The organism is Streptomyces sp. NPDC094143, assembly GCF_040303825.1.
Classification (GTDB): domain Bacteria; phylum Actinomycetota; class Actinomycetes; order Streptomycetales; family Streptomycetaceae; genus Streptomyces.
On record NZ_JBEOTZ010000014.1, the window covers coordinates 149989 to 165166 of the forward strand.

The 15178-nt window shown below is 74.1% G+C and carries 16 protein-coding genes; 11 read left to right on the forward strand and 5 right to left on the reverse strand.

Annotated elements, in window-relative coordinates; all coding sequences use genetic code 11:
* Positions 1 to 24 precede the first annotated feature (24 nt).
* From ABTZ58_RS19795 to eda, 4 genes are all read left to right on the forward strand, one after another.
* Positions 25 to 786 (forward strand): MerR family transcriptional regulator, encoded by a 762-nt coding sequence (locus ABTZ58_RS19795; protein WP_351357987.1) that lies wholly within the window; start codon positions 25 to 27, stop codon positions 784 to 786.
* Positions 783 to 1361 carry a hypothetical protein gene (locus ABTZ58_RS19800; RefSeq protein WP_351357990.1) on the forward strand — a complete coding sequence of 193 codons (579 nt, stop codon included), beginning with the start codon at positions 783 to 785 and terminating at the stop codon, positions 1359 to 1361. Before ABTZ58_RS19795 ends, ABTZ58_RS19800 begins: the two co-directional genes overlap by 4 nt.
* Positions 1362 to 1404: 43 nt before the next feature.
* The gene (yaaA, locus tag ABTZ58_RS19805; RefSeq protein WP_351357993.1) at positions 1405 to 2187 is read left to right on the forward strand and encodes a peroxide stress protein YaaA; all 783 of its coding nucleotides are present in this window, start codon (positions 1405 to 1407) and stop codon (positions 2185 to 2187) included.
* A 67-nt stretch (positions 2188 to 2254) separates the two neighbouring features.
* Positions 2255 to 2908 carry a bifunctional 4-hydroxy-2-oxoglutarate aldolase/2-dehydro-3-deoxy-phosphogluconate aldolase gene (eda, locus tag ABTZ58_RS19810; protein ID WP_351357996.1) on the forward strand — a complete coding sequence of 218 codons (654 nt, stop codon included), beginning with the start codon at positions 2255 to 2257 and terminating at the stop codon, positions 2906 to 2908.
* On the opposite strand, the gene ABTZ58_RS19815 is transcribed toward eda, so the two are convergent.
* The 3 genes from ABTZ58_RS19815 to ABTZ58_RS19825 are packed head-to-tail and all read right to left on the reverse strand — an operon-like array spanning position 2883 to position 5858.
* A complete protein-coding gene (locus tag ABTZ58_RS19815) occupies positions 2883 to 4235 on the reverse strand; it encodes a bifunctional RNase H/acid phosphatase (protein WP_351357998.1) in 1353 nt (450 codons plus the stop codon). The two genes, eda and ABTZ58_RS19815, sit on opposite strands and share 26 nt — an antisense overlap.
* 19 nt (positions 4236 to 4254) lie before the next feature.
* Positions 4255 to 4998: a zinc ribbon domain-containing protein gene (locus ABTZ58_RS19820; RefSeq protein ID WP_351358100.1), complete on the reverse strand. Its 744-nt coding sequence runs from the start codon at positions 4996 to 4998 to the stop codon at positions 4255 to 4257.
* Complete coding sequence (locus tag ABTZ58_RS19825; protein WP_351358001.1) at positions 4995 to 5858, reverse strand: Nif3-like dinuclear metal center hexameric protein; 864 nt, start codon at positions 5856 to 5858, stop codon at positions 4995 to 4997. Before ABTZ58_RS19825 ends, ABTZ58_RS19820 begins: the two co-directional genes overlap by 4 nt.
* Before the next feature lie 223 nt (positions 5859 to 6081).
* Between ABTZ58_RS19825 and ABTZ58_RS19830 the strand changes: the two genes are divergently transcribed.
* The 4 genes from ABTZ58_RS19830 (at position 6082) to ABTZ58_RS19845 (ending at position 9650) form a co-directional block, all read left to right on the forward strand.
* Positions 6082 to 7464: a hypothetical protein gene (locus ABTZ58_RS19830; protein ID WP_351358004.1), complete on the forward strand. Its 1383-nt coding sequence runs from the start codon at positions 6082 to 6084 to the stop codon at positions 7462 to 7464.
* A 96-nt stretch (positions 7465 to 7560) separates the two neighbouring features.
* Positions 7561 to 7728 carry a hypothetical protein gene (locus tag ABTZ58_RS19835; protein ID WP_351358007.1) on the forward strand — a complete coding sequence of 56 codons (168 nt, stop codon included), beginning with the start codon at positions 7561 to 7563 and terminating at the stop codon, positions 7726 to 7728.
* Between the two features lie 172 nt (positions 7729 to 7900).
* Positions 7901 to 8281: a DUF2087 domain-containing protein gene (locus ABTZ58_RS19840; protein ID WP_351358010.1), complete on the forward strand. Its 381-nt coding sequence runs from the start codon at positions 7901 to 7903 to the stop codon at positions 8279 to 8281.
* 136 nt (positions 8282 to 8417) lie between these two features.
* The gene (locus tag ABTZ58_RS19845) at positions 8418 to 9650 is read left to right on the forward strand and encodes a polysaccharide pyruvyl transferase family protein (protein WP_351358013.1); all 1233 of its coding nucleotides are present in this window, start codon (positions 8418 to 8420) and stop codon (positions 9648 to 9650) included.
* A 4-nt stretch (positions 9651 to 9654) separates the two neighbouring features.
* Here the strand turns inward: ABTZ58_RS19845 and ABTZ58_RS19850 are convergent, their stop codons facing one another.
* Both ABTZ58_RS19850 and ABTZ58_RS19855 read right to left on the reverse strand, forming a co-directional pair.
* Positions 9655 to 10410, reverse strand: a complete 756-nt coding sequence (locus ABTZ58_RS19850) for a class I SAM-dependent methyltransferase (RefSeq protein ID WP_351358016.1) — start codon at positions 10408 to 10410, stop codon at positions 9655 to 9657.
* A 239-nt stretch (positions 10411 to 10649) separates the two neighbouring features.
* A complete protein-coding gene (locus ABTZ58_RS19855; RefSeq protein ID WP_351358103.1) occupies positions 10650 to 12083 on the reverse strand; it encodes an MFS transporter in 1434 nt (477 codons plus the stop codon).
* A 208-nt stretch (positions 12084 to 12291) separates the two neighbouring features.
* Between ABTZ58_RS19855 and ABTZ58_RS19860 the strand changes: the two genes are divergently transcribed.
* From ABTZ58_RS19860 to ABTZ58_RS19870, 3 genes are all read left to right on the forward strand, one after another.
* Positions 12292 to 14031, forward strand: coding sequence for an MFS transporter (locus ABTZ58_RS19860; protein WP_351358019.1), 1740 nt, complete (start codon positions 12292 to 12294; stop codon positions 14029 to 14031).
* Positions 14032 to 14119: 88 nt separating this feature from the next.
* Positions 14120 to 14770 (forward strand): class I SAM-dependent methyltransferase, encoded by a 651-nt coding sequence (locus ABTZ58_RS19865; protein ID WP_351358022.1) that lies wholly within the window; start codon positions 14120 to 14122, stop codon positions 14768 to 14770.
* A gap of 108 nt (positions 14771 to 14878) precedes the next feature.
* Positions 14879 to 15166: a hypothetical protein gene (locus ABTZ58_RS19870; protein ID WP_351358025.1), complete on the forward strand. Its 288-nt coding sequence runs from the start codon at positions 14879 to 14881 to the stop codon at positions 15164 to 15166.
* Positions 15167 to 15178 lie beyond the last annotated feature (12 nt).

Here is a 15178-nt window from a genome sequence, read left to right on the forward strand (position 1 = left end):
AGCGTCAACGTCTTCACTGGTGGCATGCGGATCGGAGAACTCGCCGCGGTCGTCGGCGTCACCACGCGGGCCGTGCGGCACTACCACCACCAGGGGCTGCTGCCGGAGCCGGAGCGGCGCCCCAACGGGTACCGGGAGTACACCCTGCGGCACGCCGTCGTACTGGCACGGATCCGGCGGCTGACCGAGCTGGGGCTGGGGCTCGCCGAGGTGCGGGACGTGCTCGCGGACGACGCCGGCAAGGACCTCGTCGAGGTGCTGACCGAGCTGGACGCGGACCTGGCGCGGCAGGAGGAGGCGATTCGCGAGCGGCGCGGGCGGTTGCGGGCGCTGCTGGAGGTGGAGGGCGGGCTGCCCGCCGAGGGGCCGGTGTCGCCCGAGCTGGCCGCGCTGTTCGCGGGGACCGCGCATCTCACGGACAGCCCCATGGCGGCCAAGGACCGCGAGGTCATCGCCTTCCTGGAGACCTCCATGCCTCCCGGCGCCCGCGAGCGCATGGTGGCGTCGATCAAGGAGGCGCTGGGGAGTCCGGGGGCCGTGGCGCGGGCCGGTGAGGCGTACGCGCTGCTGGACGCGCTCGCCGACGCCGAACCGGACGACCCGCGGGTCGGGGACGCGGCCCGGGTGCTCGCCGGCTGCATTCCCCCGGGGCTGCTCCAGGAGACCGGGTCCTGGGAGCTCGACCGGGACGACGGCGTGCTGCGCGCGTTCTACGACGACCTGGCACCGGCGCAGGCGGAGGCGGTCCGCCGTGCGCTGCGGATCCTGGCCGGGGAGCGGCGATGAGGGTCGCGGGGCTGCTGGTCCGGCACGAGGCGCGGGTGCTGGTGAGCCTGGTGCTGTGGGCGGCGCGGCGTACGCACGGGACGAGCGGACGCCTGGCCTTCGGGTACGCGCGCGGGCAGGGCGCGATGATGGCCGGTTTCGCGTTCGTGTGCGTGGTCGAGACGGTCGCGATGTCGGTGCTGCTGCGGGACTTCCCGACCGCGCACGCGGTGCTGCTGTTCCTGGACGTGTACGGCGTGGTGGTCGTCGTGGGGCTGCACGCCTCGTCCGTCGTGCGCCCGCACGTGCTGGACCCGGGCCGCGGGACCTTGCGCATACGGCGGTACGCCCACGTCGACCTGTGCGTGCCGCTGGAGCGGATCGCCTCGGCGCGGCGCGAGCTGCGCTTGACGCACGAGCGGGCCGACGGCGAGCTGGACGTCGAGGTCGGGTCGCGGACCACGATCACGCTCGAACTGACCGAGCCGGTCACTCACGTCTCCTTCCTCGGCCGGCGCCGCCGGGTCCGGGTCGTCCGCTTCCACGCCGACGACGCCGACGGCCTGGTCCGTGCCCTCGGCCCGGCGCGGGTGTGAGGCCCCCGTACGCTGTCGGCGGAGTTCGATCGAAGGAGTACGCGTGCTTGTCCTGCTGCCGCCGTCCGAAGGAAAGGCCTCGTCGGGCCGGGGTGCGCCGCTGAAGCCGGAGGCGCTGTCCCTGCCGGGGCTCGCCGGGGCCCGGGAGGCGGTTCTGACCGAGCTGGTCGAGCTGTGTTCGGGTGACGAGGACAAGGCACGCGAGGTGCTGGGGCTGAGCGAGGGGCTGCGCGGCGAGGTCGCGAAGAACGCGGAGCTGCGGACGGCGGGGGCGCGGCCGGCCGGGGAGATCTACACCGGCGTGCTGTACGACGCGCTCGGCCTGGCGACCCTCGACCCGGCCGCCAGGCGGCGTGGCGCGCGGTCGCTGCTGGTCTTCTCCGGGCTGTGGGGAGCGGTCCGGGTGACGGACCGGATTCCGTCCTACCGGTGCTCGATGGGGGTGAAGCTGCCGGGGCTCGGTGCGCTGGGAGCGCACTGGCGTACGCCGATGGCGTCGGTGCTTCCCGAGGCGGCCGGGGGCGGCCTGGTGCTGGACCTGCGGTCGGCCGCGTACGCCGCCGCGTGGAAGCCGAAGGGCGAGGTCGCCGAGCGGACGGCGACCGTGCGGGTGCTGCACGCGCCGACCCGGAAGGTGGTCAGCCACTTCAACAAGGCGACGAAGGGGCGGATCGTGCGGAGCCTGCTGACCGACGGGGCGGCTCCCCGGTCGCCCGCCGAGCTGGTGGAGGCGCTGCGGGACCTCGGCTATGTGGTGGAGGCCGGGGCGCCCGCGAAGGCCGGGCAGGCGTGGGCGCTGGACGTGCTGGTGGACGAGGTCCACTGACCCACTTGCATTGCATTATGCGCAACGCCCTTTGCGTGCTCTGCATTGTGAACGGCAGGATGAGGTCATGGCTTCCTCCTCCGCCCTGCCCGCCTCCGTGCTGGACCTCGCGCCCGTCGTCCCCGTGGTCGTCGTCGAGGACGTCGGCGACGCCGTACCGCTGGCGCGGGCGCTGGTGGCCGGGGGGCTGCCGGCGATCGAGGTGACGTTGCGGACGCCCGTGGCCCTCGACGCGATCCGGGCCATCGCCCGGGAGGTGCCGGAGGCGGTGGTCGGGGCCGGGACGGTGATCAGCCCCGGGCAGGTCGCGCAGGCGGTGGCGGCGGGGGCCAGGTTCCTGGTGAGCCCCGGCTGGACCGAGGGGCTGCTGGAGGCGATGCGGGCGTCCGGGGTGCCGTTCCTGCCGGGGGTGTCGACCACGTCCGAGGTGGTGGCGCTGCTGGAGCGCGGGGTGCGCGAGATGAAGTTCTTCCCGGCGCAGGCGGCGGGCGGTACGGCGTATCTGAGGTCACTGGCGGGGCCGTTGCCGCAGGCGCGGTTCTGCCCGACGGGCGGGATCGGCCCGGACTCCGCCCCGGACTATCTGGCGCTGCCCAACGTCGGTTGTGTGGGCGGCAGTTGGATGCTGCCGCCGGACGCGGTCGCGGGCGGCGACTGGGGGCGGGTGGAGGAGCTGGCCCGGGCGGCGGCAGGGCTCAGCGCAGGTGGGACGTGTCGTTGAACAGGCGGACGCTGGCGTTGCCGTCCGCGTAGTACGCCACGGCCGACAGGGACGCGGCCGACAGTTCCATGCGGAACAGGGACTCGGGCGGGGCGCCGAGGGCGAGCCGGACGAAGGTCTTGATCGGAGTCACGTGCGTGACGAGCAGGACCGTGCGGCCCTGGTGGGCGGCGATCAGCTTGTCGCGGGTGGCGGCGATCCGGTCGGCGGTCGCGGCGAAGCTCTCGCCGCCGCCGGTGGGTTCGGCGTCCGGGGAGGCGAGCCAGGCGTTCAGGTCCTCGGGGTGGCGTTCGCGCACCTCGGCGAAGGTGAGCCCCTCCCAGGCGCCGAAGTCGGTCTCGCGCAGCCCGTCCTCGATCTCCACGTCCAGCCCGAGCCGGGCCGCGACGATCCCGGCGGTCTCGCGCGTGCGGGTGAGGGGCGAGGACACGACCGCCTGGATCGTGCCGCGCCTGGCCAGCATCGCGGCGGCCCGCTCGGCCTGCTCCCGCCCCACGTCGGAGAGGGAGGGGTCGGTCCCGCCGCTCCCCGAGAACCGCTTCTGCGGCGTCAGCGGCGTCTCCCCGTGCCGTAGCAGGACGAAGGTGGCAGGGGCGCCCATGTCGGCGGGCGCCCAGCCGGGCGAGGCCACGGCCTTGGCGGCCCGGGCGTCGGCACCGGCCTTCTCAGCGGAGGGCCTCACCATCGCGACGCGGGTGCCTGCGCCAGTCTCCTCCGTAGAGACCCCGGCCCGTGGAACGCGGGTGCCTGCGTCAGGCCCCTCGACGGAGGGCGATGCGGTGGGCGCACGCCCCGCCGCCAGGGCGTCGCGTACCCGGGCCGCGCCCGCCGCCGCGTCGCCGGGCGACTCCGGCTGAACCGTCGCTCGCGCGGCCGTGTCCGGATCAGCCGTCGAAGCCGACTCCGACCACTGCTCGCCCCTGGCCCCCGCGTCCATCGCCTCGTTGGCCAGCCGGTCCGCGTGTTTGTTCTTCTCGCGCGGGATCCACTCGTACGTCACGCGCCCCGGCGGGAAGATCCGGGCCGCGTCCGCCGCCAGGGGCTTCATGGCGGGGTGCTTGATCTTCCAGCGGCCCGACATCTGCTCGATGACGAGCTTGGAGTCCATCCGGACGTGGACCGTGGCGTCCGGGTCCAGGGCGTGGGCGGCGCGCAGCCCGGCCAGCAGGCCGCGGTACTCGGCGACGTTGTTCGTGGCGACGCCGATGTACTCGGCGGCCTCCCGCAGCGTCTCCCCCGTCGCCGCGTCGCTCACCACGGCCCCGTAGCCCGCGGGCCCCGGGTTGCCCCGTGACCCGCCGTCCGCCTCGACGATGAACTCCCGCACCGCAACGGCTCCCTGAGGACTAGAGACCGGACTCGGACGTGCGCACCAGGATCCGGCGGCAGTTCTCGCAGCGGATCACCGTGTCGGGCGCCGCCGTGCGAATCTCGTTCAGCTCGGTGATGGCCAGCTCCTGGCGGCAGCCCTGGCAGCTGCGCGCGTACAGCTTCGCCGCGCCGACGCCGCCCTGCTGCCCGCGCAGCTTGTCGTAGAGCTTCAGCAGGTCGGCGGGGATGGACCCGGCGATGACCTCGCGCTCCTTGGTGACCGTGGCCACCTCGGCGTCGATCGCCTCGAACGCCGCGTCGCGCCGGGCGGTCGCGTCGTCGATCCTCGCCTGGACGGAGGAGACCCGCTCGGTCAGCTCGGCGACCCGCTCCTGCGCGGACTCCCGGCGCTCCATGACCTCCAGCACCACGTCCTCCAGGTCGCCCTGCCGCTTGGCGAGCGAGGCGATCTCGCGCTGGAGGTTCTCCAGGTCCTTGGGGGAGGTGACGGCGCCGGAGTCCAGGCGCTGCTGGTCGCGGGTGGCGCGCTGGCGCACCTGGTCCACGTCCTGCTCGGCCTTGGTCTGCTCGCGGGCGGTGTCGCTCTCCTCGGTCTGCGCGGCGACGAGCAGGTCGCGCAGCTGGGTGTGGTCCTTGGTCAGCGACTCGATCTCGGCGTGCTCGGGCAGCGACCTCCGCCGGTGGGCCAGCTGCTGGAGGCGGACGTCGAGGTCCTGGAGGTCGAGAAGGCGGATCTGGTCGGCGGGCGCGGCGTTCAGTTCGGGGCTCCCAGGGGGTCAGAAGTGGTCGAGGCCGCGTGGGCGGTCCAGGGGTCGGTGACCGTCTTGGAGACGTGGACCCGCAGGTCCCATCCGTTGCGGTCGGAGATTTCGTCGAGCTGGCTCGCGGCCAGCTCGCACCAGGGCCACTCGGTGGCCCAGTGCGCCGCGTCGAGCAGCGCGAGAGGGCTGTGGGCGCGATCCGCCAGAAACTCGGCCGCCGGGTGGTGGCGCAGGTCGGCGGTGAGGAAGGCGTCGACGCCGGCCGCGCGCACCTGGTCGAAGAGACTGTCGCCGGAGCCCCCGCTGACGGCGACGGTCCGCACCAGCGCCTCGGGGTCGCCGGCGACGCGGATGCCCTGCGCGGTGGCGGGCAGCCGCTCGGCGGCGCGGGCGGCCAGCTCGCGGACGGTCAGCGGGTGGTCAAGCGCGCAGACACGGCCCAGGCCCCGGCGGCCCTCGGAGTCGGTCGGGTCCGGCACGAGCGGCCCGGTGACCCTCAGGCCCAGGGCGCCCGCGAGGGCGTCGGAGACACCCGGGTCGGCGGTGTCGGCGTTGGTGTGGGCGACGTGCAGCGCGATGTCGTTCTTGATGAGCGTGTGGACGACGCGGCCCTTGAAGTGCGTCGCCGCGACCGTCGTGGTGCCGCGGAGGTAGAGCGGGTGGTGGGTGACGAGCAGGTCGGCACCCAGCTTCACCGCCTCGTCGACGATCTCCTGGACCGGGTCGACGGCGAACAGGACGCGCGTGACCTCCTGGTCCGGGTCGCCCGCGACGGTGCCGACCGCGTCCCAGGACTCGGCCCGCTCGGCGGGCCACAGGCTCTCCAGCGCGGCGATGACTTCAGACAGACGGGGCACGGGTGCAAGGCTACCCGCCTGATCTGTGGCGTTGAACCGCCACCGCCACGGCCACCACCACCGCCACCGCCCCTGCCGGCCCGCGCTCGCCCGGCTCAGCACAAACGGTCCCTCTCCCTCAGGCGAATCGTTCCTGGAACACCCTTATGTGTGAAGTGGGGCCCCAGGGAATTCCCCGCCTCTTCGTGCGAAAACTACGTTCGTCACCGGAGGTGACCGAACGATGACTGCCTGTGCGATCGAGCCTTCGCCGGGACACGAGGACGGGGACGGGGCCGCGCCGGCCGGCTGCACGCTCAGCGCGGACGGCGCCTACGGCGCGCGCCTCGCGTCGGCCGGTGACGCCTGGTTCCCGGAGCGCTGGACCCTCGACGGCCCCGAGCCCTACGCCGTGCCCCTGCCACGCAACCAGCCGGAGGAGCCGGGCACCGAGGTGCAGCCGATGGGCGACGGGCGGGTCCTCATCCACCGCCGGGTGGCCGGGCGGCACGCCTTCTCGCTGCTCTACCCGACCGGGCCCGGCACCGGCGAGCTGCCGCTGGGCGCGGTCGAGTGCCCGGACGACAGGGCCCGGCTGCGGCTGCTGCCGCCCGCGCCCGGCGGGGAGAAGGCGTACGCCCTCGCGGTCGGCCCGCGCTCGACGTCCGTGTGGCTGGTGGCGGGCGGCGCCTTCGGGCCCGAGCGGGTGGCGGAGCTGCCCGGCCGCGGCTCGGGCGGGGTCTGGCTGGACCGCGCGGGGCGGCTGCTGGCCCTGGACCGGGAGACGGGCGGGCGCACCAAGGCGGTCGTGGTGGACCTGGAGCGCGGCGGCGAAGTGTCGCCGCTGCTGCAGATCGCCGCGGACAGCGACGACCGGCTGCTGCTCGCCGATCACGACAGCGGCCTGCTGATCGTCCGCTCCGACGCGCCCTCGCCGGGGCAGGAGCGGCTCGGCTGGGGCGTGCTGGGCAGCACGCTGCCGGTGCGGTTCCCGGAGTGCCTGCGGCTGCGGGACTGCTCCGTGACGCCGTTCGCGATCCAGCCGGGGCAGGTGCTGACGCCGGAGAGCTGTGCGGTGGCGCTGCGGGTCGACGGGCCCGCGGGCAGCTGGGTCGGGGTGTGGCGGCCGGCCGAGCGGCGGGTGCACCATCTGCCCGCGCCCGAGGGGTGGTTGGCGGGGACGGGGCTGTGGACGGCGGACGGGGTGCTGCGGCTGCCGTACGCGACGGAGGCGGTGCCGTGCGGGGTGGCACGGGTGTGCCCGCCCGCACCCGCCCTGCCGGACCCCGGCACCGCGCCGTCCCCTGCCGGACCGGCGCCCGGCACCGCGTCACCACACTCGAACGCGCACCCGAACCCGAACCCGATTGCGGGCATCGCACCCCCGCACTCCGCCGGCCGGGAAACCGCACCCCTGTACCCCACCGACCGGGAAACGACGCCCCCGTACTCCACGGACCGGGAAACGGCGCCTCCGTACCCCACCGGCCCGCAGACGGCAGCCCCGCTCCCGGTCCCCGAGCCGGCGACCCCGGTTCCGGAACGGCCCGGACCGTCCCCGGCGCCCTCGGCCGCACGGCCGGTGCCCCTCCAGGAGGCACCCTTGGGGCGCCTTGTAACGAACTAGTGCCGGTTGGCGCGCCCGCCTGGATCCGGGGCGTGGGGCGCCGGTTAGACTCACCCGGCTGTAAAAAAGATCATGTTGACGGGGTGAATCCTTCCGATGAGCGACGCCAGCAAGAACCAGCCGCACACTGCCGACGTCCAGGAGACCTCCGCCGGCCACGGCCGGCACCGTGGCGAGGTCTCCCCGCACGACAGCGAGACGGCCCCGCGCGGACGCCACCGCAAGCCGGTGGCGGAGACCGGGCAAGCCGTGACCGCGGCCTGACGGTACGTCAGTCACCACACTGCGAACTGCCCCTTCCGCCACCCGGCGGGAGGGGCAGTTCTTCGTCCGACGGCGTACTGGACTCAGGTGTGTTCGACGATCGTGTCGGCCAGGACCGGGGCGTCCCCGCGCTCGACGGCGCCGACGGTGGGCGGAGCAGCCCGACGAAGCCGTGGTCAGACTGACACCACCGCCGGGTCCCCGGGGGGGGCGGACCGAGCCACCTGGCCGCGCCGTCTGTCCCCGGGCATCAGGCTCGGCCTGCCGTCCGGGGTGTGGCTCCGGAACACGCCTCACCGTCAACGACGTCTGGCGGCACGCGGCGCCTCGCCGTCCGCGACCACGGCCGCAGGCCTCGATCCCCTCGAAGCAGGGCAAGCGCAGGACGTTCCTGGAAGGGCTGGTACCGCTCTTCGCCCTGCAACGGCGTTACCCGGAAACCGAGGTCAACGACATCCTGCGCGAGGTCCATCCGGATGTGGCCGCGCCGCGGCGGTACTTGGTGGAGGAGCGCCTGCTCATGCGAGCCGACGGTCAGTACTGGCGGCCGTGAACGGCTGTGCCGGCGGCGGGCACCGCGCGGAGGGGCCGGGACGCCGTACCGCCCGCCCCGGCGTGTACGTTGGCCGCTGGTCCGCGCCACACATACAGGTACACGGCGCCGGCAAGCGCTAGGGGAAATGGAGCACATGGCACGCGTCGCCGTCATCACCGCGCCGAACATCGGGTACCGCAACACGGGGATGCTGACCGTCGACTTGGCGTTCGAGTCCCTGCGGCGGCGGACGGCCCCCGAGATCGACGCCACCTGGTACACCCTGCACACACCGGAGACCGTGCCCCTGCGCGCGTGCGCACGAGGCACGGACTTCCCGTTCCGCTTCCACCCCCTGGCCGAGCACCTCGGCGCGCTGCGCGACCACGACGCCGTCGTCTTCTGGGGCGACTTCCTGCACACCCGGCACTACCTCGCGCAGGACGCGACGAACCGCCTGCTCGACTTCGGCATCGCCGCCGACCGGGACGCCGCCCGAGGCCTGCTCAACCGGACCCTGCTGTTCGCGGACCAGCCCGACGAGGTCCTCGCGCGGACCCTCAGCTACGGCGGCACCATCCTGCACAACACCCAGTCCGACTACGAGGACAAGGAGTACGGCCCGCTCTTCACCCGCCTGGTCAGGCGCAGCCACCGGATCTGGGTGCGCGACCCGCTGTCGGCGGCGAAGATCGCGCATCTGCGCGGGGACCGGACGACCGACCACTTCGGCTCGGACGCGGCGCTGCTGTCCCGCCCCGGCGACCTCGACCACCTGCCGACCACGCCGTGGTCCCGGTCGGTGCCGCGGGGCGGTGCCATCGGCGTGTTCCTGGGCGCCCGCACCCCGGTCCCCGACTGGCTGCCCGCCCACTGCCAGGCCCTGTCCGACCGGCTGGGCGTCCCGCTGGAGTGGCTGCCCTGGTTCGACCGGGACGTGCCCGACTCGGTCGGCCACATCCCGGCCCGCGCGGGCGAGTACACCATCGGCGACCTGCTCGCGGTGCTGCCGCGCTACCGGCTGGTCGTCACGGACACCTACCACCTGGCGGTCAACGCCTGGGCCGCCGGCACCCCGGCGGTGTGCGTCGGGGCGCCCGAGCCGACGCCCAGGACGCACGACGACTACCTGACGCTGAGCGACGTGAAGAAGCACGTCTTCCACATGGCGTACGACGCGACGGACTTCTACCTGTCCACCCAGGAGGGCCGGGAGGGGCCGGAGGGGCGTGAGCGGGACCTGGACCGGCTCGTGCGGCTGCTGGAGGGCGGCGGGGCCGAGGCCGTCGCCGCGCGCATCCGCGCACACGCCGACCACTCGGCGTCGGCCTTCACGGAGACCCTGACCGCCCTGCTCGGCACGGATCGCCCGCCTCGGACCGCCTGACCTGCTATCGGGCGGGGGCCGGCTCGCGCCGGAACAGCGCGGTCCACAGGAAGGACTCGCCGAAGCGGTCCGAATCCTCCGGCTCGTCGCGCATCCTCCGCAGTTCGAGCACGCCGAGGCCGGAGAAGATCTCGCCCAACGCCTCGGGTGTGTAGGCGAGCCCGCCCCGCAGTCCGGCTCCCTCACGGTAGAAGTCCGCGTCGGGCACCTCCGCCCCCATGCCGCCCGTCCCGGCGGCGAAGCACGTCAGGCCGAACAGGCCACCGGGTGCCAGGACCCTGTCCAGCAGGGCCAGATAGCTGATCCGCCGGTGCGGGGGCAGGTGGTGGAAGCAGCCGGAGTCGTAGACGAGGTCGTAGGGGCCGGTGAGTTCCGTCCCGGCGAGGGCGAAGGCGTCCCCGCAGTGGAACCGCACCCCTCGCACCCCGGTCTCGCGGGCTCGTTCCCGGGCCCAGTCGAGGGCCGCCGGGGAGAGGTCGACCGCGTCGACCTCGAAGCCCCGGGCCGCCAGGTAGAGCGCGTTGCGCCCCGGGCCGCAGCCCAGGTCGAGCGCCCGCCCCGCGCCGGCCGTCCCGTCCGCCACGTGACGCACCAGGTTCTCGTCCGGTTTCGCCGCGAAGAACGGCACCGGCCGGGACCGTTCGGCGTAGAAGCCGTCCCACCAGCCGGCCCCCCGCTGCGACCACCGGTCGGCCTCGGGTGCGAACAATCCGTCGAGCAGGGCGAGTACGTCGTCGACAGTGCGTATGTTCCGGTCCATCCGGCCCCCTTCCGCGACTGCCGAGCCTAGGCGCGCTCGAGACGAAAGACCAGGTCAGACCGGGTTTCACGGTCCGGGCGGAAGGCGTCTGACGGCCCGTCGCACACGGGGGCGCGCCCGCGCGACGGGCCGTACCGCCCCTGCCGCGAAAAGCACGCGGCGCACCCCCCAGGGGCCACCGCAGGGCCGTTGCGGACCGAGCGACGGAGGCTTTTTTCGGGCCGCGCCGAGCGCCTGGCCTAGGACCCCTCCGGCTTCGCCTTCCGTGGCAGCCAGAGCCACATCAGTGCCACGCCGGCCGCCAGCACCCCGGCGCCCACCCGGAAGGCGAGCGCGTACCCCTCCGTCAGGGCCTGCGGTGTGGTGCTCCCGGCCGAGCGGGAGGCCGCCAGCGTGGAGAGGACGGCCAGGCCGAGGGAACCGCCCATCGTGCGGGACGTGTTGACGAGGCCGGAGACCAGTCCGGCCTCCTCGGGGGCCGCGCCGGACGTGGCCAGGGAGGCGAGCGGGGTCGCCGCCAGGCCCGCGCCGAGCATCATCAGGACGCCGGGGAACAGGATCGCCGTCGCGTAGGCCCCGTCCAGGGTCATGGTGGACTGCCAGGCGAAGCCCGCCACCGCGACCAGCGTGCCGAGCACCGCCACGTTGCGCGGGCCGACCGGCCGCATCAGCCGGGGCGCCAGCTTGGAGCCGAGGATGACGGCGAGGGAACTCGGGACCAGGGCGAGACCGGCCTCCAGCGGGGTGTAGCCGAGGACGTTCTGCGCGTAGAGGGTCATGAAGAACCACATGCAGAACATCGCGAAGCCGCACAGGAACATGGCCACGTTCGCGGAGGAGACCGAGCGCAGGCGCAGCAGACCGAGCGGCATCAGCGGGCTGGCGGTGCGGGCCTCGACCGCGAGGAACAGCCCGATCAGGGCCAGTCCGGCGAACAGCGGCAGCAGCGTGGCCGATGCCGTCCAGCCCTCCGCCTCCGTCTGGGAGATGCCGTAGGCGAGGGTGCCGAGCCCGGCCGTGACGAACAGCGCGCCGGGCAGGTCCAGGCGCCGCCCGTCCCCGGCGCGGCCCTCGGTGAGGAACCAGGCGGCGGCGCACAGCACGACGGCGCCGACGGGCACGTTGATCAGCAGCACCCACCGCCAGGACAGCGTCTCGATCAGCAGCCCGCCGACCAGGCCGCCGGCCGCGCCGCCGCCGGCGCCGACCGCCGTCCAGGTGCCTATGGCCCGGGCCCGGGCCGCGCCCTCGGGCACGGAGGCCGTGAGGATGGTCAGCGTCGAGGGCGCCAGCACCGCCGCGCCGAGCCCCTGCACGGCCCGGGCGAGGAGCAGTTGCCACTCGGCCTGGGCCAGTCCGCCGGCCAGCGAGGCCAGCGTGAACAGGCCGAGCCCGACGAGGAACATCCGCTTGCGGCCGTAGAGGTCACCGGCCCGTCCGCCGAGCAGCATGAACCCGGCGAAGGCGATGGCGTAGGCGTTCACCACCCACTGCAGGCCCTGCTCGCTCAGCCCCAGCCCACCGCGCATCGACGGCAGCGCCACGTTGACGACGGACACGTCCAGGACGACGAGGAACTGCCCGGCGCAGGTGAGCGCCACCACGAGCCAGGTGGGGGGCGAGGTGCGGCGGGGCGTACGGGTCATCTCGGCGGCTTCGACCATGGGTGTCATGCTCTCAACCACTCCACGCTCCTGGCATCGGGATTTCGACCTAGGCCGGATCCGCACGGCCCGGGCCACGGCGGATCCGGCCCCCGTCCCAAGAGAAGGTCAAGATTTCGTTAGAGCGCCAAAGCAACGGAATAGTTGCCTGCGCATACAAGGTTCACACTCCACGTAACCGTCCGCACCCGACCCCCCGGCCTGGAGGCCCCCCTCAATGACGCAGACGACGGCAGAACGTCCCGCCGGCCGAGCGAGCGGGGCCGTGGTCCCGGTGCTCGCCTTCGCGGGCATCGTGGTCGCGGTGATGCAGACCCTGCTCGTCCCGGTGATCAAGGACCTGCCGCGACTGCTGGACACCGCCCCCAGCAACGCCACCTGGGTCCTGACCTCGACCCTCCTCTCGGGTGCCGTGGCCACCCCGATCATGGGCCGCCTCGGCGACCTCTACGGCAAGCGCCGCATGCTGATCCTCAGCCTCTCGGTGATGGTCGTGGGCGCGCTCGTCAGCGCGCTCACCAGCGACCTGCTGCTCATGATCACCGGCCGTACGCTCCAGGGCTTCGCGATGGGCGCCATCCCGCTCGGCATCGGCCTGATGCGGGACATGCTGCCCCGCGAGCGGCTCGGCTCGGCGATGGCCCTGATGAGCTCCTCCATAGGCGTCGGGGGCGGCCTCGCCCTGCCCGCCGCCGCCCTGGTCGCCCAGCACAGCGACTGGCACGCCCTGTTCTACGGCGCCGCGGGACTCGGCGTGCTCTCCATCGCCCTCACCCTCCTCGTCGTGCCGGAGTCCCCGATGCGCGCCGGGGGCACCTTCGACCTGCCGGGCGCGTTCGGCCTGTCCGCCGGGCTCGTGCTGTTCCTGCTGCCGATCACCAAGGGCAGCGACTGGGGCTGGACCTCCGGCACCACCCTCGGCCTGTTCACGGCGTCGGCGGTCGTGCTCCTGCTGTGGGGCGTGATGGAACTGCGCGTCAAGGCCCCGCTGGTCGACCTGCGCACCACGGCCCGCCCGGCCGTGCTCTTCACCAACCTCGCCTCGATCATGGTCGGCGTCTCGTTCTACGTCGTCTCGCTGGTCCTGCCCCAGCTGCTCCAGCTGCCGACGTCCACCGGCTACGGCCTCGGCCAGTCGATGGTCGTCGCGGGCCTGCTCGTCGCGCCGCTCGGCCTGACGATGATGTTCACCGCGCCCGTCTACGCCCGGCTGTCCGCGAAGTACGGCCCCAAGGTCACCCTGATCCTCGGTCTGCTGATCATCGCGATCGGCTACGGAGCCGGCCTCGGCCTGATGAGCGCCGCCTGGCAGAGCCTGGTCATCTCGGTCCTGCTCGGCGCGGGCATCGGCCTCGCCTACTCCTCGCTGCCCGCGTTGATCGTGGGCGCGGTCCCGGCGTCGGAGACCGGCGCGGCCAACGGCCTGAACACGCTGATGCGTTCCATCGGCACGTCGGTGTCGAGCGCCGTGATCGGCATGGTGCTGGCGAACACCGCCGACACCGTCGGCGGCGTCGAGATCCCCACCATGCACGGCTTCCGGGTCTCCTTCCTGATCGCGACGGGCGCGGTCGCCGTGGGACTGCTGCTGGCGCTGTTCCTGCCGGGCCGCCGCCCCTCGGGCAAGCCGCAGTTGCGCGCCAGCAGCGAGGAGGACGCGGCGCTGGAGCGGGCCGAGCGGGTGCTGCGCGGCTTCCGGGGCCGGGTGCTGGCCGCCGACGGCTCCCCCGTCGCCCGGGCCAGGGTCACCCTGATCGACCGCGGCGGCCGGCAGGCCGGAGCGACCCTGACCGCCGAGGACGGCAGCTACGCGCTCGCCGTCCCCGCGCGAGGCGCCTACGTCGTGGCCGCCCGCGCCACCGGCCACGGCCCGCTCGCCTCGTCCGCGACCCACGCCGGCGACGACCGGCCGGTCGACCTGGACCTGTCGCTGCCGGGCGAGACCGTCTCCACCTGACCCCCGCTCACCCGTACCCCCTGTCGTGCCACGGCAGGGGGTACGGCAGCATGGGCGCCCGCAGTGTCGTACGACCGAGAGGAACCCCATGCCCGCGGCCCCCGAGTCCGAGATCCTGGCCGCGTTCGAGGCCGCGAAGGGGTTCATGCCCGTGGCCGAGGGACTGGCGGTGTACGCGGCGGCCGTGGAGGCCGGGCGGCTGGGGCTGCCGCTGCTGGAGGTCGGCACGTACTGCGGGCGCTCCACCGTCCTGCTGGCCGACGCGGCCCGGCGGGCCGGGGTGAGCGCGCTCACCGTGGACCACCACCGCGGCAGCGAGGAGCAGCAGCCGGGCTGGGAGTACCACGATCCGGAGACCGTCGACCCCGAGCTGGGCGTGATGGACACGCTGCCGACGTTCCGCCGCACCCTGTACCGGGCGGGCCTGGAGGAGCACGTGGTGGCGCTGGTGGGGCGGTCCCCGCAGATCGCCGCGTTCTGGCGCACACCGCTCGGCCTCGTCTTCATCGACGGCGGCCACACCGACGAGCACGCCACGGCCGACTACGAGGGCTGGGCCCCGCACGTCGCCGAGGGCGGGCTGCTCCTCGTCCACGACGTCTTCCCGGACCCGCAGGACGAGTTCACCGGTCAGGCCCCGTACCGCGTCTACCTCCGGGCCCTCGCCTCGGGCGCCTTCACGGAGGTCTCGGCGACGGGCTCGCTGCGGGTGCTGCGGCGCACGGGCCCGGGCGTCTGAGGGAACGGCTGGGCGGGTGAACCGCGCCCCGTCCGCCACCGCCCGGTCGGCCCACGGGCGGCGTGGCGCGTCGGCGGGGCGCGCGGCGCTGCCCAAGGATCCGGCCGCGTGGCACACACCTTCGCAGAGCTCGTGGAGAAGCAGCGCGCGGCGGACCAGGCGTACGCCCGCGTGCGTCAGCTGCAGGACGCCTACGGTCCGCCCACCCGGACCCAGTGGAGCGACCAGCAGACCACCACGTGGGAGACCGCCTGGCGCGCCTGGCGCGATCTCGCCCGGGACGTCCAGGCGGCGGTGACGGCGTACGCGAGGCAGGAGGAGACGCCGCGCCAGGAGGTGGAGGCGCGGGTGAAGGAGGCGGTACGGCACGGGGACGGCGACGGGAACGACGCGTAGCGGGCACCCGCC